We start from the raw sequence: 16,969 nt of genomic DNA, 5'->3' as shown, positions 1-16,969 counted from the left end.
GGACCCATGACTCCGGAGCAACTCATGTCATTGCGGGCGACTTTTCGCTCGCCCCGCCGGCTGCTGACGGAGTCCCTCGCGGGACTTGTGGTGGCTCTGGCCTTAATCCCGGAAGCCATCGCGTTCTCGGTGATCGCCGGTGTGGATCCTCGTATTGGCTTGTTCGCATCGTTCACCATGGGCGTGGTCACCGCGCTGGTGGGCGGCCGTCCTGCCATGATTTCCGCTGCCACTGGCGCGGTGGCATTGGTGATCGCTCCCGTCATGAAGGAACACGGGCTCGACTACCTGATTGCCACCATCATCCTGGCCGGCGTCTTCCAGATCATCCTGGCGGTGCTCGGCGTGACCAAGTTGATGCGGTTCATCCCTCGGTCCGTGATGATCGGCTTCGTGAACGCGCTGGCCATCTTGGTGTTTATGTCCCAGATGCCAGAGCTCTTCAACGTGCCGTGGATGGTCTACCCGATTGTCGTCGTTGGCCTGGTCATTGTGTTCGGACTGCCCCGCCTGACAACTGCCATTCCGGCTCCCTTGGTGGCTATTGTTGCCATCACCTTGGTCACCGTACTGGGTGGCATCGATGTTCCGACTGTCAGCGATAAGGGTGAACTCCCGGACAGCCTGCCCGGCTTCTTCCTCCCCAACGTTCCCCTGAACCTGGAGACGTTCCAGATCATTGCACCCTTCGCGCTGTCCATGGCATTGGTGGGCCTGCTCGAATCGCTGATGACCGCCAAGCTGGTTGACGACATCACGGACACCCGGTCCAACAAAACCCGCGTCTCCTGGGGACAAGGTGCGGCGAACATCGTCACCGGGTTCCTTGGGGGCCTGGGTGGCTGTGCGGTGATCGGGCAGACCATGATCAACGTCAAGGGCTCCGGCGCCCGGAGCCGGCTCTCGACGTTCCTGGCCGGTGTCTTCCTGTTGGTGCTCGTAGTGGTCCTCGGCGACGTCGTGGGCATGATCCCCATGGCCGCGCTGGTTGCCGTAATGATCTTCGTTTCCCTGATCACCTTCGACTGGCACTCCATCCAGCCCTCAACCCTGAAGCGGCTGCCCAAGTCGGAGACCGCCGTCATGCTGATAACTGTTGCCGCTGTCGTGGCGACCCACAACCTCGCGGTGGGTGTCGGCGTCGGCGTTTTGACTGCCATGGTGCTGTTCGCGCGGCGGGTGGCTCATTTCGCAACGGTGGAGCGGACGGAACTCGAGCTCAACGGCGAAGTTGTTGCCACGTACACCGTGGACGGCGAGCTGTTCTTTGCGTCGTCCAATGATCTGTACACGCAGTTCGACTATGCAAAAGATTCCTCAGAAGGCATAGATCGTGTGATCATCGATCTGCACGGCTCCCACATTTGGGATGCGTCCACTGTTGCCGTGCTGGATTCCGTGACCGAAAAGTACCGGAATCACGGGCGCGAGGTGGAGTTTATCGGGCTCAACGAGGCCAGCGTCCGCATGCGCGAAAGATTGGCCGGGAAGCTCAACTCCTGATCCGCCCCTCCCAACTAGGTAACAGCACACGTCCTAATAAGGGCTCAGTTGTGCGTTTACTGTCACCTAGTTGGGTGCGAAACAGCGGTTGTCTGACATATACCCCTGCGTGGATGTAACGAAGTAGTTCGGGTTGGGCGCCGAGTGTGAGCATGGATGAATGCTTGAGGCAACCAATACCCCGTCGACCACCGAACAAGCCGTTGCGCCCGTCAACGCCGCCCTTGCGGCTGAAGCCAAGATTGCGCGCATCGCTGTCACCGTGTTCCCACTCCTGGTGGTTGCAGCGGGAGTCCTCGGCTTCCTGGTTCCGGATCTGTTCAAACCGATGGGCGTCGCGGTTCCCTACCTGCTGGGCGTCATCATGTTCTGCATGGGGCTCACGCTCACCCCGCCGGACTTTGCCTCGGTGGCCCGGCGTCCATGGGCCGTTGCCCTTGGCATTGTGGCGCACTACGTGATCATGCCCGGCGCCGGATGGCTCATCGCCGTCCTTCTGCAGTTGCCGCCGGAACTGGCCGTCGGGCTGATCCTGGTGGGTTGCGCACCTTCGGGTACCGCTTCGAACGTCATGGCGTTCCTGGCCAAGGGCGATGTTGCCCTTTCTGTAGCCGTCGCCTCGGTTTCCACGCTGATCGCGCCCATCGTGACCCCTGCCCTGACACTTTTCCTGGCCGGATCTTTCCTGCACATCGAAGCGGGCGCCATGGTGATGGACATCGTGAAGACGGTGCTGCTGCCGGTCATCGCAGGCCTGTTGGCCCGCCTCTTCCTCTCGAAGCTCGTCGCAAAGGTTCTTCCCGCACTGCCGTGGGCGTCCGCCGTCGTGATTTCGCTGATCGTAGCCATTGTCGTTGCGGGAAGTGCCAGCAAGATCGTGGCTGCAGGCGCGATCGTTTTCCTGGCCGTCGTTCTCCACAACGGTTTCGGTCTGGGCTTGGGTTACCTCGCGGGCAAGGTCGGCAGGCTGGACGACAAGGCACGCCGCGCCCTCGCGTTTGAGGTTGGCATGCAGAACTCCGGCCTGGCCGCCACACTGGCCACAGCGCATTTCAGCCCCTTGGCCGCACTGCCGTCGGCCGTGTTCTCGGTGTGGCACAACATCTCGGGGGCAATTGTGGCTGCCTGGCTGGCGCGCCGCCCACTGAAGGACTAGCTCCTAGGGCTGCGTGGTGCCTCGATGGTGCAACTTCCATGGCGAAGCAATCCGGATTCCCTCCGCTGGCGTCACACCCGCCAAGCGATCAAGTAACATCCTGACCACCTGCTCAAAAATAGGGTCCGGACCAACAGTGGTCAGGGCCGGGTCGTACTCCTGGCCCTCAGTGGAGTTTCCTACGCCAACAATCTGGATATCCTCAGGGACCCGCAGGCCCAGGCGGTACGCGGCACGGATGGCTTGCAGCGCTTCCATGTCGTCCGTGCAGAAGATGGCCGTGGGCCTGTCCGGCAGTTGGAGTAGTTCCACCGCTGACCGATACGCGGTGGCAGGGTGGTGCTGCGACGTCCTGACCAAGGACTCATCCAGGGGTATGCGAGCCTTCTCCAACCCGGCAGCATAGGCGGCAAAGCGGCTCTTGGGCCGTCCAGCTGGGTCTGCCCTGCGGATGCACGCGATTCTGCGGTGGGATCCGGTGAGGAATTCCATGCACTCCGCGAGCCCTTCATCGGATTCGGGGGCCAGGACATCAAACCCGGCGGGCTTCATGGTTCCGGAGATCACTACTTGGGCGACGCCGCGGCGAGCCAGTTCGGTGACGGTTTCGTCGTCTGCCTTGGCCTCGGGGAAGTAGCCGATGATGACACCATCGGCGCCCCCGGACATCATGAACTTCCGCCAATCGTCGCCCAGCAGGATCACCGGTTGGTACCCACGCTCCGGGAGGATCCGGGCCGCCGCCGTGGCGAGAGCGCGGTCCCATGGCCAATCGAGGTTGCCGATAGCCACCGCCACCACGTCCGTCTTCCCCCGACGCATGCCTCGCGCGGCCTGATTGGGCACGTAACCGAGCTCCTTCACGGCCGCCAACACCCGGTCCTGTGTGGGCTGGCTGATCCGCGTTGTCCCGCCGTGACGGCCGGAAAGCACGTAGGACACAGTGGTCAGCGATACGTCAGCCGCCTTCGCAACGTCCCGGATGGTGGGCTTGGATCCCTGGCTCACGTGCAGCTCCTGGTAGACAGCGGGTTTCTTGAACTCTATCGGCAAGGGCTGGACACCCCTTGACTCAATTAGTTGTGAACGTTAACAATTTATGGACGTCCGTATAACGCCAGATGGGAAGATCCTTCAATGAAGAACTGGGCAGGAAACCTCGAATACTCCTCCGCGGAAGTCCACCGCCCCACCTCGGTGGCTGAACTGCAGGAGCTCGTGGCGAACGCAACCAAGATCAAGGCCCTCGGCTCCAGGCACTCCTTCAACACAGTGGCCGACACGGACGGGACCCACATCCTCCTCGACGCCCTCCCCCAGGAAGTTTTGCTGGACGTCGCGAAGGGCACGGTCAAGGTCAGCGGCGGCATCAGCTACGGCGCCCTGGGTCGCGCGCTCGAGGAGCAGGGCTACGCCATCCACAATCTTGCTTCGCTCCCCCACATCTCCGTCGCCGGCGCCATCCAAACCGGCACGCACGGTAGTGGGGTCAACAACCCCTCGCTGGCTGCCGCCGTCGTGGGTGTTGACCTGGTGCGCGCCTCCGGCGAGCTGGTGACACTGACAGCGGACGACGACGAATTCCCCGCCAGTGTGGTGGGCGTGGGAGCCCTTGGCATCGTCACGGGACTTGAGCTGGCAGTCCGCCCGAGCTACGAGGTCCGGCAGCGTGTGCTCACCGGGTTGTCGTGGGATGGTGCCTTGGCGAACTTCCAGGCCATCGCATCCAGCGCCTACAGCGTCAGCTTCTTCACGGATTACACCGGAGACACCATCCCGCAGGTCTGGTTCAAAGCACTCGACTCCGAGGCTCCCCTGCCGGACCTCTTTGGAGCAACAGCGGCGACCGCGGCCATGCACCCCCTGCCGGACATGTCGGCCGAAAACTGCACCGAGCAGCTGGATGTCGCTGGAAAATGGCTGGACCGCTTGCCGCATTTCCGCCACGAATTCACACCGAGCAACGGTGAGGAGCTGCAGAGCGAGTTCCTTCTGCCGCTGGACCAGGCGCCTGCTGCCTTGCAGGCAGTCCGCGCGCTTGCAGGCAAGCTGGCGCCGCTCCTGTTCATCTCGGAAATCCGCACCATTGCCGCTGACGAGTTCTGGCTCAGCCCGTTCTATCAGCAGCAAAGTGTGGCGCTGCACTTCACGTGGAAGCCCCTCCAGTCTGACGTGGAAGCAGTGCTCCCGGAGCTTGAGGAAGCTCTGCGTCCGTTCGGCGCACGCCCGCACTGGGGCAAACTCTTCACACCCGGGCAGTACGACTTTGCCGCGCTCTACCCGCGGTTCGAAGACTTCCGCGCCTTGGTTCAGGCGAACGACCCCACAGGTAAGTTCCGCAACAGCTTGCTGGACAGCGTGCTGGGCATATCAGCGGCGGCACACGCCTAGCGGAGCTACTGGATGTGGGCCAGCACGGCGCCGGCGGTGACAACTCCGCCCGGTGCGGACAGGACCTCGGAGAGCGTTCCAGTCCGGTGGGCGGGAACTTGGGTTTCCATCTTCATGGCTTCTAGGACCACCAAGGGGTCACCCGCGGCGACTTCTTCACCGGGTTCCACCAGCCACTTCACTACTGTGCCGGCCATGCTGGAGACGAGCGCGGATTCGGCTTGAGAGTCCACGGCACCGGCGGCAGAACCCGGCAAACCCGTCACGTCTGGCGCGGCAGGAAGGCCTTGCCCTGATCGGGCCCAGCCGTCCAGCAGGTCCGCCGGTAATCCCACGGCGAGGCGTCTTCCGTCCACATCGATGGTGATGGTTCTGCGCGCACCTTCCGGGGCCACCACGTTGTACTCGGGATCCACCGGGATCTGGTCCGCGAAGTCGGTTTCGATCCATCGGGTGTGGACCCGCATTCCGGCAATGGACGTGAAGTCTTCGGATTCCAGAACCGCGCGGTGGAACGGCAGAACGGTGGGGAGGCCGGTGATGTTGATTTCGGCAAGGGCCCGGCGTGCGCGGCGGAGTGCCTGCTGGCGATCAGCTCCGCTCACGATCAACTTGGCCAGCAGGGAGTCGAACTGGGGCGCCACGAAGGAACCGGACCGGACACCGGTATCCATTCGGATGCCGGGTCCCGTCGGTGCTTCGAACAACGCAACGGTGCCCGGCGAGGGGAGGAACCCGCGCCCGACATCCTCTGCGTTGATGCGGAACTCGAAGGAGTGTCCACGGGCAATGGGGTCCTCCGTGATGCTCAGCGGCAGACCGGCAGCAATGCGGAATTGCTCCTGGACAAGGTCAATCCCCGCAGTCTCTTCCGTAATGGGGTGCTCGACCTGAAGGCGCGTGTTGACCTCCAGGAAAGCCACGGCCCCGTCAGCTGAGACCAGGAATTCCACTGTCCCGGCACCGTAGTAGCCTGCTTCGCGGACAATGGCCTTGGAGCCCTCGTAGATTTGCTTTCGCTGTTCGTCGCTCAGGAAAGGGGCCGGGGCTTCTTCCACGAGTTTCTGGTGGCGTCGCTGCAGGGAGCAGTCGCGGGTTCCCACCACCACCACGTTGCCGTGGATGTCTGCGATGACCTGCGCCTCCACGTGCCGGGGCCGGTCGAGGTACTGCTCCACGAAGCACTCGCCGCGACCGAATGCAGCCACTGCTTCACGCACTGCGGAGTCGAAGGCTTCCTCTACTTCGGCGAGCTCACGAACCACTTTCAGGCCGCGGCCACCGCCGCCGAAGGCCGCCTTGATCGCAAGGGGGAGTCCGTGTTCCTCGGCGAAAGCGCGGGCCTCTGCCGCAGACGACACCGGGCCGTCGCTGCCGGCCACCAAAGGTGCACCGGCGCGGACGGCGATATCGCGCGCCGTGATCTTGTTGCCCAGCTGGCGAATCGACTCCGGCGACGGGCCGATCCACTTGAGTCCGGCGTCGAGCACTGCTTGTGCAAAGTCAGCGTTCTCGGACAGGAAACCGTAACCGGGATGGACGGCGTCAGCGCCGGATTCCTCGGCAACATGCAGTAGCTTCCCAATGTTCAGGTAGGTATCAGCCGGCGAGTTGCCGCGCAGGCTGTAGGCTTCGTCGGCAGCACCAACGTGCATGGCATCTGCGTCGATGTCTGCATAGACGGCGACTGACTGGATGCCGGCGTCGTCGCAGGCTCGGGCGACGCGGACTGCGATTTCGCCGCGGTTCGCGATCAGGACCTTGCGCATCAAATACTCAATTCTCTGGGGTCTTGGTAAACGTCGTGGTGAAGTCCGGCGCATCCGGAACGAGGCGGAACCGGATCCGTCCGCCGATGGGAACCTGCGCAGCGAGGTCGAGGTGTTCGTCACGCACCACGCCAATCACCGGATAGCCGCCTGTGATGGGGTGGTCCGCCAGGAAGAGGACGGGCAGCCCCGCGGGTGGAATCTGCAGGGCGCCGGCCATGGTGCCCTCGCTGGGGAGCTCGCCCTCACGGGTGCGCCGCAACGGGGTTCCGTCCAGGCGCATGCCCACGCGGTTGGACTGCGGCGTGACCAGCCAGTCCTGGCCGCAGAGGGAATCAAGCGCTTCCTGGTCGAACCAGTCGTCACGTGGTCCGGGAACGACGTCAAGTACCGTGACGCCATGGCCGGGGAGGCCGGGGAAATCCGGTTGGAGCTCTGGGCTTCCCACGGCTGTGGATGCGGTGTCTTCACCAGCCGGAAGCTCCTGGCCAACTGCCAAAGGCGCAGGACCAATCCCGGACATCGTGTCAGCGGACCGGCTGCCCAGAACCTCAGGGGCATCAACGCCGCCACGGATCGCCACATAGTTTCGGAATCCCGACTTGGGAGCCCCCACGGTGAGCACTTCGCCGTCGAGCAGTGCGAAGGGCGCGGCCATGGGGACGGTCCGCTGAGAGCCGGGCTGGACGTAGCCGTCGTCATCGGATCCTTCAGAATCAACCCACGACGGCGACTCGATGGTCAGCGTCGTCGGCGCACCCGCCACGGCAATCACTTGGTCGCCGATTGCTTCCACCGTGAGGCCGCCGTTGACGCTTTCAATGGCCGCAGCCGACGAAGCGTTCCCCACCAGCCGGTTGGCGCGGCGCAGCGATGCCCGGTCCAAAGCCCCGGCAGCAGACACTCCCAGCGGACCGAAGCCCCGGCGGCCGAGGTCCTGGACAAGGCTCAGCGCCCCTGGATTCAGTATCCGAAGACCGGACTCAGTGTGGCGCTCCTTGTCGGAGCCGCCGGCCTGGGAGTCTCCGGCTGAGGTATCCCCTGCCGAGTGTGCGCCGGCTGTCACAACCTCGCGGACGGCCTTGTAATGCACACGGTCACCGGGGCGGACCAAGGCAGGCTGTGCACGGTCAAGGTCCCACATCCGCGCCCCGGTCCGGCCTATCAGCTGCCAACCGCCTGGTGAACTGCGGGGATAAACGGCCGAGTATTGGCCACCAAGGGCTACAGATCCAGCGGGGACAGCTGTCCTCGGGGAAGAGCGGCGGGGAACCGTGAGTGCTTCATTCTCGCCCACCATGTAGCCGAAACCTGGTGCGAAGCCTGCGAAGGCAACGGTCCAGATCTGGCCGGTATGGGCGGCTATGACGCCGTCCACGCTCAGGCCGGTGAGCTCCGCGACGTCGGCGAGGTCGTCGCCGTCGTATACGGTCTCGATGACCACCAGCCCGGAGTCGGTGACTTCCGGAGCCGTGATTTCCAGCTCAAGCAACCGGGTGCCGATGGCGCGGGTGGCCGCTGCGGACTCGCCCACCACCATGACAGTCTCGGCGGCGGCAAGAACGTCCACTTGTCCCTGCAGCGGGGACTTGTTGAGCATGTCCTGCAGGGCCAATACGTCCTGCAGCCCATCCAGTTCAGCCAGCACGGCACGGGTACCGACAGGCCTGACAGAACGAACCCTTTTTGCGGTGGCTGTGTGCATCACGGTTTCCATTTTTCGCTACGACGCCGGCTGAGCGTGCGTCCCCTGCATCAAACGGACGTCTTCTTCCGGTTTGGGGTCGCGACCGAGGAGCATGCCAACGATCGTCACAACAGAAGCGACGAGGATGTACACAGCGATCAGGTACCAGCCGCCACCTGCTGCTCCGTAGAGAGCGGTGAAGATGATGGGTGCAACGGCCCCGCCGATCACACCGGCCAAGGTGTACGCCAGCGAGCTGCCGGCGTAACGGAGACGGGCCGGGAACTGTTCGGTGATGAAGGCCGCCTGAGGTCCGTACATGAAGGCGTGCAGGGCCAGGCCGATGACCGTACCGACGGTCAGCATGGCTACTGACTTGCCTTGGATCATCAGGAAGAACAGCGGGATATAGGCTGCGGTCGCAGCTGCAGCGATGCCGTAAACCCAGCGTCGGTTGAAGCGGTCCGTCAACGCGCCGGCCAACGGGATCAGGAAGAGCTGGAAGGCGGAGCCGATCAGGATGGCGGACAGGACGTTGCCCGTTGTCATGCCCAGTTCCTTGGTGGCGTAAACGGCGACGAACACCGTGAACAGCGCGTAAAGGATGTCAGGGCAAACTCGGGACAGGGCTGCGGCTACCAGTGCCTTGGGCTGCGTGGTGAAGACTTCCTTGATAGGAGCCTTGGGACGATCACCGTGGGCTTGGATGGCCTTGAACACCGGAGTTTCTTCGAGCTTGAGTCGGATGACCAGGCCGAACACCACCAGCAACGCGGAGGCAAGGAAGGCTACGCGCCAGCCCCAGGAGAGGAAGGCCTCTTCGCTCAGCGAGGCGGCCAGGATGGCAAGGACACCATTGGCCATGAGGTTACCGGCAGGCGGGCCGATCTGTGCTGCGGAAGACCAGAAACCCCGCTTATTGGGATCGCCGAATTCGCTGGAGAGCAGTACAGCCCCGCCCCATTCGCCGCCAACGCCAATGCCCTGCGCCAGGCGCAGCAGGACGAGAATGGTGGGAGCCGCGACGCCAATCACCGAGTAGTCGGGCAAAGCGCCGATCAGGACAGTTGCGACACCGATCAGGACGAGCGTGAAGACCAGGACATACTTGCGGCCGATCTTGTCGCCCAGTCGGCCGAAGATGACGCCGCCAATGGGTCGGGCCAGGTAGCCAACTGCGAAGGCCGAGAACGAGAGCAGCAACGCGACAAATTCGTCATTGCCGGGGAAGAAGATCTTGGGGAACACGAGGGCCGAAGCCACCGAGTAGATGGCGAAGTCGTAGTACTCAAGCGAGGTGCCGGTGAGGCTGGCGACGTACGCCTTGATGGCGCCGGCCGGTGGCTTCCTTGTCACGGCCTTGGCTGCCTTGTTGGTGCTGGTCATGGTTTCCTCCGGGGGTGAGGGATGTAGTGCTGGGCCTGAATGGAACGGATTAGAGGAACGAGCCGACGGTGACGCCGGCCTCGCCCAAAGCGGACTTCACTGCGGTGGCCATTGCAACGGCCCCCGGCGAGTCACCATGCACGCAAATGCTTTCTGCGCGGATTTTCAGGATGGAACCATCAATGGTCTTGACGGATTGTTCGGTGGCCATGCGAAGGACGTGCTCTGCCACTTCAGCCGGATCATGGAGAACGGCGCCCGCCTGTGAGCGGGAAACCAGTGTTCCATCCGGGTTGTAGGCACGGTCGGCAAAAGCCTCGGCGACGCCTCGAAGGCCTGCTTCTTCGGCGAGACGCAGGACTTCGGAGCCCGGGAGGCCGAGAATCGGGAGGTTGGGGTCCACCGATTTCACAGCTTCGACGACGGCACGGGCCTGGGCCGTGTGCTTCACGATCGCGTTGTAGAGGCCACCATGGGGCTTCACGTACTGGACGCGTGCACCGGCGGTGGCCGCCAGAGCCTGGAGGGCACCAATCTGGTACACCACATCATCCGCCAGTTCCCTGGGGTGGATGTCCATGAAGCGGCGACCGAATCCAGCGAGGTCGCGGTAGCCAACATGGGCGCCGATGACGACGCCGGCCTTCGCCGCCTTTTCGCAGGTGCTGCGGATGACGCTGGGGTCCCCAGCGTGGAATCCACAGGCAACGTTTGCACTGGAGACCGACTCGAACATGGCTGCGTCATCGCCGAGTGTCCAGCGCCCGAAAGACTCTCCGACGTCGCTGTTCATATCGATGATTGCCATGATGTGATCCCTGCCTCGTGATGTGCGTTACATCTAGAATGCCTCAATCTGTTGGATTGTTCAACAATCCAGCGATCCCAGTTTTGGGCAATCGTGTAATTTTGGTGTCATGGCCAGTGCAGATCAGGAAAAAGACGGAACCGCTGGCCTTGTCAGCGCGCGGGCCCGGGTCCGCATGAGAGTTCCTTCCGTTGCCGAAAGAGTCGCCGAAGAGCTGCGCTACCAGCTGGCCGAAGGTTTCCTGGTCCCGGGGGCCAAGCTGACCGAAGCCACCATTGCCGAGGATCTGGGCGTCTCCCGGAACACGGTCCGCGAAGCATTCGCTGAGCTGGCCGGTGAACGGCTGCTCCTCCGCCAGCCCAATAAGGGCGTTTTTGTTGCCACCCTTGAAGCAGGCGACATTCACGACGTTTACACGGTTCGCCGTGCGATTGAGGTCAGTTCCATCCGGGCGGGCGGTTCACCGGAACGCATCGCCGCCGTCAGGGCCGCCGTCGACGAGGGTAAGCGGGCCGCGGCAGCCGGGGACAACGAAGGCTTGGGAAGTGCCAACCAGCATTTCCACGGCGCGATTGTTGCCCTCGCCGAGAGCAACCGGCTGAACACGATCATGGCCCAGATTCTGGCCGAGATGCGCCTTTACTTCCACAAGGCCACCCTGAATGCGCACTTCTACAGCGACTGGCTCACAGAAAACGAGCGCATCTGTTCAGCGCTGGAGGCTGGAGAGCTGGAACGGGCCGGCGACCTTCTTCTGGCCTATCTCAACCGTTCAGAGCAGCAACAGACCGCAATTCACGGCGCGTAGCTAGCGCTTGCCCTTCTTGCGCGAACCTTTGCCCCGGCCCTTGTCAGGATTCGGGGCGTAACGCTGCGCGACTGCAGGCTTCCTGGGGCCTCCCCCGCGGCGGTCGGGCTTGGGTTCCTTCTTGGGCTTCTCCTGCTGGGCCGAGGGTTGGCGTGAACTCTGCGCGGTCCGCCCACGCACAATTCCAATGAACTCCTCGATCACGGGACTGTCGGTTCCAACCAGCCAAGCCAGGCCGATCTGCGTCCCGGGAGCGCCGGTCAGGCGGCGCATAACGGTGTCCTTGGCGTTCAAGTGCCGTGCAACTGACATTGGCAGGATCGCCAGCCCAGCACCGGACGCGACAACCTGGAGGGCCATGTCCGGCCCGCCCATTTCCTCGATGTCGAGGAAGTTCTCGTCGGAAAGATCTTCAAGTGCCACCTCTTCGAACACGGAGATCTCGTGCCCCTTGGGAGCGACCACCACTGGCTGCTCTTCATAAAGAGGGATGACGTTCAGGCCTTCACGGTCCACGGGCAACCGAACGAAGCTCAGGTCAGCGGAACCGTCATGCAACACCGAAACCTGGGCGTCGTCGTCGGACATGAACGAGTGCAACGGAAAGTTGGGCATGCGCTCTTCCCACCGTCGGATCCATTTCCCAGGGGTCACACCCGCAACGTAGGCGAAGCGGAGGCCGGCAAGGGGCCCGGTTGTTTCGGCGGAATCTTCAGCGTCTGGCACACACTCACAGTACCGGCCAGATACCCTTGAAGCATGACGTCCTCGAACTCCCAGTCCATGAAGCCGGCAACAGTTGCCAAGAAACTCGGCATCTACCTGCCCGCTACACCCCAAGAGTTCCAGGATTCGTCCATCACCCGTGACGAATTCGCCGAACTCCAGGCCAATCCCCCGGAATGGCTCGCCGAACTTCGCCGGAACGGCCCGCACCCCCGCCCGGTCGTCGCGCAGAAGTTGAACGTCTCCATCAGCGGCCTCGCCCGCGGCGGCGTTGAAGATGCGCTCACGACGGCGGAAATCACCGAGCTGCTGCAGGCTCCGCCGCAGTGGCTGGTCACCGAGCGCGCCACCCACGCTGCCGTCCGCTCCGAAGCCCAGCGGGTCAAGGACGAAGCCGCCAAGAAGGCCGCCACCAAGGAAGCCCGGGACAACGCCGCCGCAAAGCGCGACGCCCCGAAGACCTCCAAGCGCGACCACGCTTAAGTCTGTCTGAGCTGTGGCCGGGACCAATGGTCCCGGCCACAGCTGTTTAAGCTCAGTCTTGGTGAAGCTGAATGAAGTTGCCGCACCCGTCGTCGAAAACCGCACTGACGCCTGAGGGATCCTCGGTGGGCTCGCCTTGGAAGGTCACACCGGCAGCCAGCAAGCGCTCGTACTCGGCCTGGACATCAGGCACCCCGAACGTAATGGCCGCCAGCCCGGACTCGTGCAGGGCGTTCATGTAATTGGAGGCGATGGGGTTGTCGCTGGGTTCCAGCAGCAGGCCAGGCGACGTGCTGTTGTCCGCTCCGGGATCCTTGATGATGAAGAGGTTGTACTCGGGCATGGCCATCAAGGTCTCGAAACCCAGCGTCTCCGTGTAGAAAGCATGGGCTGCTGCCGGGTCTTTGACGTGGATGCTGCACATTTTCAGTCTCATGTTGCCTAGGCTACGCCCCGGGGCAACATGACCCCTCGCGCCAACGCGGGCACTGCCGCATACTGAAGGCAAAGCAGCGAATTCGCCTGGAGGTGGTCCGATGCCCGCCATGATGCTCCTGTGGGGTGTTGCTCTGGTTCTCGCAACCGCAGCAACCACGTATGTCCTGCACAGGAAACTGACCTACGGCCGCGGCGCGGAGCCGGACGGGCTTTTTTGGGACGTGTTCGGCGGGCTCGTCGTGGTGGCGCCCGCCATCTTGGTCCCCGCGGTGCAATGGCCGCCGGCAGGGCTCATCATGATTTCCATCGGCCTCGCCACGGCGGCAGCAACCTTGGTCAGCATCCGCAAAGTGGAACGGATCCACGCCGCCGAGCCCCGCCGTCGTGCCGGTTTTGCCGACGACGCCGCCCGCCACGAGTACGTCCTGGAGCAGTGGAGCCGGTATGAACTGGACCCCGCACGCACCATCGATTTCCCCGCCATGACGGACGTGAGGTCAGCGGAGACTGCTGCGCTCACCCGGGCCATGCGGGAGGCCGAATACTGCAAGGTGACGGCTGGAACTGACTACCGGGCCGCCGTCGAACGCCTCGCAGAGGCGCTCGAAGAAGCTGAGCGCGCTGCAGGGGTCCCCGCTGCCGGAGTGCCCGCGCCGAGGTAACACTCAACAGCAATCCCACCCGACAACACGGGCACTGAGTACCAACCCGGCAATCACATATATGCGAATCATTCTCATTTAAGATAGTGTCAGGGCGTGATTGGACTCCTCCATGACCGCTGACCTCGAACGCCCAGTCAGCGGCAACCGCCCCGCCCCATCAGCCGGCCCCGCCCGCCCACGCAGGTCAGTGCTTGAACGGTTGCTGACACCAATGCTGGTGCTCGGAATCGTTGTGCTTCTGGTGGTTTCGGGCAGCACCGGGCCGCTGCAAACAACGTTTTTGGAATCGCTGCGGATCATGGCCGGGCACCTGATCCCTGGCCTGCCATGGATGTCGGACGGCTCGCTCACCGTGTCCCAGGACCAAGCCGTGTGGAGCTTCCGGCTCCCCCGGGCGCTCCTGGCCGGCATTGCCGGGGCCAGCCTCGCGCTGGCCGGAGCCCTGCTCCAGGCGAACGTCCGCAACCCACTCGCCGAGCCTTACATTCTGGGTGTTTCAGCCGGGGCGGGAGTGGGAGCCGTTCTGGCCATCGTGGCAGGCTCGACGGCGGTGGGCGGGCTGGGCTTGAACGCGTCGGCATTCGCGGGAGCTGCGGCGGCGACGGCCCTGGTGTACTTGCTCGCGAAACAGGATGGCGTGATTGCACCCTCCCGGCTCATCCTGGCAGGCGTGGCGTTGGGCTCACTCCTCTCCGCGATCACCAACTTCCTGACCATCACCACCGACGCCCAGAACGTCTACAGTGTGCTGTTTTTCCTGTTGGGCAGCGTTTCCGCAGCCACCTATCCGCAACTGCTGCTGCCGGGCGTGGCACTCGTGGCCATCAGCGTCTTCGCGATGTTCCGATCCCGCGCGCTGAACGCCTTCTTGGCCGGCGACGAAACGGCCACGGCCCTGGGCGTCAACGTGGAATCGCTGCGCCGGACCCTCTTGCTGGCCACGGCATTACTGACTGCCACCACGGTTGCCGTGTGCGGCGGCATCGGATTTGTTGGCTTGGTGGTGCCGCACGCCGCGCGCATGCTGGTGGGCTCCGATCACCGCCGCATGCTGCCCGTCACCATCTTTGGCGGGGCCCTTTTCCTCATGCTCACTGACCTGCTGGCCCGCACGGTGGCGCAACCGGCCGAGATTCCCTTGGGCATCCTCACCGCTGCCGTCGGAGCGCCCTTCTTCCTGTGGCTCATGCGCGGCAACGGCGCTGTACGGGGTGGCATCAAACGATGAAGGTGGAATTCCTCAACGTCAGCATCGCCCTTGGCGGCACTCCGGTGGTTCACGACGTCACTTTTACTGCACCCAGCGGCTCCGTGGTTGGCATTCTGGGGCCCAACGGATGCGGCAAATCCACTCTTTTGCGTGCCCTGTACCGGGTGAACAAACCCACCTCGGGGACCGTCACCATAGGCGGCCGGGATGTCCGCGCCCTTACCTCCCGGCAGGCCGCGCTCCGCGTGGCCGTGATGGCCCAGGAATCCAGTCAGGACTTTCCCATGACGGCCCGCGAGGTTGTGATGCTGGGCCGCGCCCCGCATCAGCGCGGGTTTGGTGCGGATTCAGACCGGGATCACCACCTCGTCCACCAAGCAATGCTCGACGTCGGAGCCTCCTCCCTGACGGACCGCTACTTCGCGGGGTTGTCCGGCGGGGAAAAGCAGCGGGTCCTCCTGGCGCGGGCACTCGTTCAGGAAGCACCGGTCCTGGTCCTGGACGAACCTACCAACCACCTCGATGTCGCCTTCCAACTGGAGCTCATGCATCTGGTCACTTCGCGGGGAAGGACCGTGCTGGCCGCCCTGCATGACATGAACCTGGCGGCTGAATTCTGTGACCAGGTGGCAGTGCTGCAGTCCGGGCGGCTGCAGGCTTTCGGTCCGCCGTCAACGCTGCTGGACTCCCAACTGGTCCGCCGCTGCTTCGGTGTTGAATCCCGGACGCTGGAGCATCCTTTGACCGGGCGGGCGCTGATCGCCATTGCAGCGAAGACGCCGGAACAGACGCCCCCACCCAGCCAGGATGCGGACTTCTCCGCCGCCCGCCATTGAACGTACCCATCACCCGATACAACCCAACTGGAGGCACACACATGAAGAAATCCACCCTGCCCAAAACCGCTGCGGTCCTGAGCGTGATGACACTCAGCGGAATGCTGTTGTCCGGCTGCGGTCAAGCAGTCAGCCAAACACCTGCCAAGGAAAACGCCGGTGTCGCCGCGCAGCCCGCGGGAGCAATCGAGAACTGCGGCCGCACCCTGACCTTCACCTCCGTGCCCCAGCGGGTGGTGGCCATGACTCCCGGACAGTCCGAGCTGTTGGTGAAGCTGGGCGCCGCGGACAAGGTAGTGGCTGAGGCACAGAGCAAAGGCAGCGAGCTGCTGCCGGAACTTAAAGAGCGCGGTAACGTGCAGCAGTTGAGTGATCAGATGCCGCCGTCGCGCGAAGTCCTGTTGGGCGCCAACCCCGATTTCGTCTACTCCCCCACAGCGTATGAGTTCACTGCCGAGCAGGGCTTTGCGAGCATCGAACAACTCAAAGCTGCAGGCGCTGAGTCCTACATAGCAACGGCGGGCTGCATGGAACGCCGGAGCAAGGCCGAGGTCAAGGACATCCTCACGGATATCGAGAACATCGGCGCTGTGGTTGGCGCGGGTGAGCGTACGTCAGCCGTTCGGACGGAAGCAGCTGAGATGCTGGCTTCGGTTGCATCCAAGGTGGAAGGCAAAGAGAAGCCCACCGTGGTGGAGCTGTTTGTTGAGGGGAACTCCATTGCGGCCATCGGGGCGGGAATCGAGTACGACATGATCAAGACTGCCGGTGGCGAGAACCTCTTCAGCCCGTCCGATGAAGCCTTCGCCACGTTCTTCTCTGCCATGATCTCTCCGGAGACACTTGTACAGAAGAACCCCGAGGTCATCGTGTTCACCACCTTGGACAAGGCCCACGAGGACACCACCCGCACCTTCCTTCAGGAGAAGTTCCCTGAGGTAGACGCAGTGAAGAACCAGCGATTGGTGGCCGTCGACTCCGATGACGTCATGCCCGGAACCTGGGGCAACCTCCGCGCCGTGGAGCAGATCGCCAAGGGCCTCCACCCCGACGCGTTCTAAGCCCTCCAATTCCCCCGCCCGAGGAGACGGGCGGGGGAAGCG

The 16,969-nt window shown here is 63.5% G+C and carries 16 protein-coding genes; 9 read left to right on the top strand and 7 right to left on the bottom strand.

The features are described from left to right. Positions 1–6: 6 nt before the first annotated feature. Together ABQM86_RS00860 and ABQM86_RS00855 are read left to right on the top strand one after the other, a co-directional pair. A complete protein-coding gene (locus tag ABQM86_RS00860) occupies positions 7–1,503 on the top strand; it encodes a SulP family inorganic anion transporter (protein ID WP_369745716.1) in 1,497 nt (498 codons plus the stop codon). A gap of 160 nt (positions 1,504–1,663) precedes the next feature. Further along, the gene (locus tag ABQM86_RS00855) at positions 1,664–2,659 is read left to right on the top strand and encodes a bile acid:sodium symporter family protein (RefSeq protein WP_280625375.1); all 996 of its coding nucleotides are present in this window, start codon (positions 1,664–1,666) and stop codon (positions 2,657–2,659) included. Positions 2,660–2,662: 3 nt separating this feature from the next. Here the strand turns inward: ABQM86_RS00855 and ABQM86_RS00850 are convergent, their stop codons facing one another. Further along, positions 2,663–3,667 carry a LacI family DNA-binding transcriptional regulator gene (locus ABQM86_RS00850; protein WP_369745715.1) on the bottom strand — a complete coding sequence of 335 codons (1,005 nt, stop codon included), beginning with the start codon at positions 3,665–3,667 and terminating at the stop codon, positions 2,663–2,665. Between the two features lie 129 nt (positions 3,668–3,796). Between ABQM86_RS00850 and ABQM86_RS00845 the strand changes: the two genes are divergently transcribed. Beyond that, entirely contained in the window at positions 3,797–5,050 is a 1,254-nt protein-coding gene (locus tag ABQM86_RS00845; RefSeq protein ID WP_369745714.1) for a D-arabinono-1,4-lactone oxidase, read from the top strand. A gap of 5 nt (positions 5,051–5,055) precedes the next feature. On the opposite strand, the gene ABQM86_RS00840 is transcribed toward ABQM86_RS00845, so the two are convergent. From ABQM86_RS00840 to ABQM86_RS00825, 4 genes are read right to left on the bottom strand one after another with little or no spacing between them, the layout of a single operon-like run. Further along, positions 5,056–6,819 (bottom strand): biotin carboxylase N-terminal domain-containing protein, encoded by a 1,764-nt coding sequence (locus tag ABQM86_RS00840; protein ID WP_369745713.1) that lies wholly within the window; start codon positions 6,817–6,819, stop codon positions 5,056–5,058. Positions 6,820–6,826: 7 nt separating this feature from the next. Next, entirely contained in the window at positions 6,827–8,536 is a 1,710-nt protein-coding gene (locus ABQM86_RS00835) for a 5-oxoprolinase/urea amidolyase family protein (protein WP_369745712.1), read from the bottom strand. A 6-nt stretch (positions 8,537–8,542) separates the two neighbouring features. Continuing rightward, positions 8,543–9,892: an MFS transporter gene (locus tag ABQM86_RS00830; protein ID WP_280625360.1), complete on the bottom strand. Its 1,350-nt coding sequence runs from the start codon at positions 9,890–9,892 to the stop codon at positions 8,543–8,545. A gap of 49 nt (positions 9,893–9,941) precedes the next feature. Beyond that, complete coding sequence (locus ABQM86_RS00825; protein WP_280625357.1) at positions 9,942–10,700, bottom strand: 5-oxoprolinase subunit PxpA; 759 nt, start codon at positions 10,698–10,700, stop codon at positions 9,942–9,944. 109 nt (positions 10,701–10,809) lie between these two features. Here ABQM86_RS00825 and ABQM86_RS00820 point away from each other — a divergent pair, with 109 nt between their 5' ends. After that, positions 10,810–11,508, top strand: coding sequence for a GntR family transcriptional regulator (locus tag ABQM86_RS00820; protein ID WP_207595627.1), 699 nt, complete (start codon positions 10,810–10,812; stop codon positions 11,506–11,508). Here the strand turns inward: ABQM86_RS00820 and ABQM86_RS00815 are convergent, their stop codons facing one another. Then, the gene (locus tag ABQM86_RS00815; RefSeq protein ID WP_207595626.1) at positions 11,509–12,234 is read right to left on the bottom strand and encodes a LysR family transcriptional regulator substrate-binding protein; all 726 of its coding nucleotides are present in this window, start codon (positions 12,232–12,234) and stop codon (positions 11,509–11,511) included. Positions 12,235–12,267: 33 nt separating this feature from the next. On the opposite strand from ABQM86_RS00815, the gene ABQM86_RS00810 reads away from it, so the two are divergent. Next, positions 12,268–12,717 (top strand): DUF5997 family protein, encoded by a 450-nt coding sequence (locus ABQM86_RS00810; RefSeq protein ID WP_280625351.1) that lies wholly within the window; start codon positions 12,268–12,270, stop codon positions 12,715–12,717. Between the two features lie 52 nt (positions 12,718–12,769). Here the strand turns inward: ABQM86_RS00810 and ABQM86_RS00805 are convergent, their stop codons facing one another. Beyond that, on the bottom strand, positions 12,770–13,153 hold the full coding sequence (locus tag ABQM86_RS00805) for a VOC family protein (protein ID WP_369745711.1): 384 nt from the start codon (positions 13,151–13,153) through the stop codon (positions 12,770–12,772). A 100-nt stretch (positions 13,154–13,253) separates the two neighbouring features. On the opposite strand from ABQM86_RS00805, the gene ABQM86_RS00800 reads away from it, so the two are divergent. From ABQM86_RS00800 to ABQM86_RS00785, 4 genes are all read left to right on the top strand, one after another. Further along, positions 13,254–13,817: a hypothetical protein gene (locus ABQM86_RS00800; RefSeq protein WP_280625343.1), complete on the top strand. Its 564-nt coding sequence runs from the start codon at positions 13,254–13,256 to the stop codon at positions 13,815–13,817. Between the two features lie 112 nt (positions 13,818–13,929). Then, positions 13,930–15,048: an iron ABC transporter permease gene (locus ABQM86_RS00795; protein ID WP_207595622.1), complete on the top strand. Its 1,119-nt coding sequence runs from the start codon at positions 13,930–13,932 to the stop codon at positions 15,046–15,048. After that, positions 15,045–15,866, top strand: coding sequence for an ABC transporter ATP-binding protein (locus tag ABQM86_RS00790; RefSeq protein ID WP_337340142.1), 822 nt, complete (start codon positions 15,045–15,047; stop codon positions 15,864–15,866). Before ABQM86_RS00795 ends, ABQM86_RS00790 begins: the two co-directional genes overlap by 4 nt. A 41-nt stretch (positions 15,867–15,907) precedes the next feature. After that, positions 15,908–16,927 (top strand): ABC transporter substrate-binding protein, encoded by a 1,020-nt coding sequence (locus ABQM86_RS00785; protein ID WP_369745710.1) that lies wholly within the window; start codon positions 15,908–15,910, stop codon positions 16,925–16,927. Positions 16,928–16,969: the final 42 nt, after the last annotated feature.

It is taken from the genome of Paenarthrobacter sp. AMU7, from assembly GCF_041200195.1.
In the GTDB taxonomy this organism is placed as follows: Bacteria; Actinomycetota; Actinomycetes; order Actinomycetales; family Micrococcaceae; genus Arthrobacter.
The sequence above is the reverse complement of the archived record's forward strand: the minus strand, read 5'-3'. Positions and strand labels throughout refer to the sequence as shown.

Coding starts and splice junctions, on each gene's coding strand:
- ABQM86_RS00860 (WP_369745716.1), top strand. CDS start 7: ATGACTCCGGAGCAACTCATGTCATTGCGGGCGACTTTTCGCTCGCCC.
- ABQM86_RS00855 (WP_280625375.1), top strand. CDS start 1,664: ATGCTTGAGGCAACCAATACCCCGTCGACCACCGAACAAGCCGTTGCG.
- ABQM86_RS00845 (WP_369745714.1), top strand. CDS start 3,797: ATGAAGAACTGGGCAGGAAACCTCGAATACTCCTCCGCGGAAGTCCAC.
- ABQM86_RS00840 (WP_369745713.1), bottom strand. CDS start 6,819: ATGCGCAAGGTCCTGATCGCGAACCGCGGCGAAATCGCAGTCCGCGTC.
- ABQM86_RS00835 (WP_369745712.1), bottom strand. CDS start 8,536: ATGGAAACCGTGATGCACACAGCCACCGCAAAAAGGGTTCGTTCTGTC.
- ABQM86_RS00830 (WP_280625360.1), bottom strand. CDS start 9,892: ATGACCAGCACCAACAAGGCAGCCAAGGCCGTGACAAGGAAGCCACCG.
- ABQM86_RS00825 (WP_280625357.1), bottom strand. CDS start 10,700: ATGGCAATCATCGATATGAACAGCGACGTCGGAGAGTCTTTCGGGCGC.
- ABQM86_RS00820 (WP_207595627.1), top strand. CDS start 10,810: ATGGCCAGTGCAGATCAGGAAAAAGACGGAACCGCTGGCCTTGTCAGC.
- ABQM86_RS00810 (WP_280625351.1), top strand. CDS start 12,268: ATGACGTCCTCGAACTCCCAGTCCATGAAGCCGGCAACAGTTGCCAAG.
- ABQM86_RS00805 (WP_369745711.1), bottom strand. CDS start 13,153: ATGAGACTGAAAATGTGCAGCATCCACGTCAAAGACCCGGCAGCAGCC.
- ABQM86_RS00800 (WP_280625343.1), top strand. CDS start 13,254: ATGCCCGCCATGATGCTCCTGTGGGGTGTTGCTCTGGTTCTCGCAACC.
- ABQM86_RS00795 (WP_207595622.1), top strand. CDS start 13,930: ATGACCGCTGACCTCGAACGCCCAGTCAGCGGCAACCGCCCCGCCCCA.
- ABQM86_RS00790 (WP_337340142.1), top strand. CDS start 15,045: ATGAAGGTGGAATTCCTCAACGTCAGCATCGCCCTTGGCGGCACTCCG.
- ABQM86_RS00785 (WP_369745710.1), top strand. CDS start 15,908: ATGAAGAAATCCACCCTGCCCAAAACCGCTGCGGTCCTGAGCGTGATG.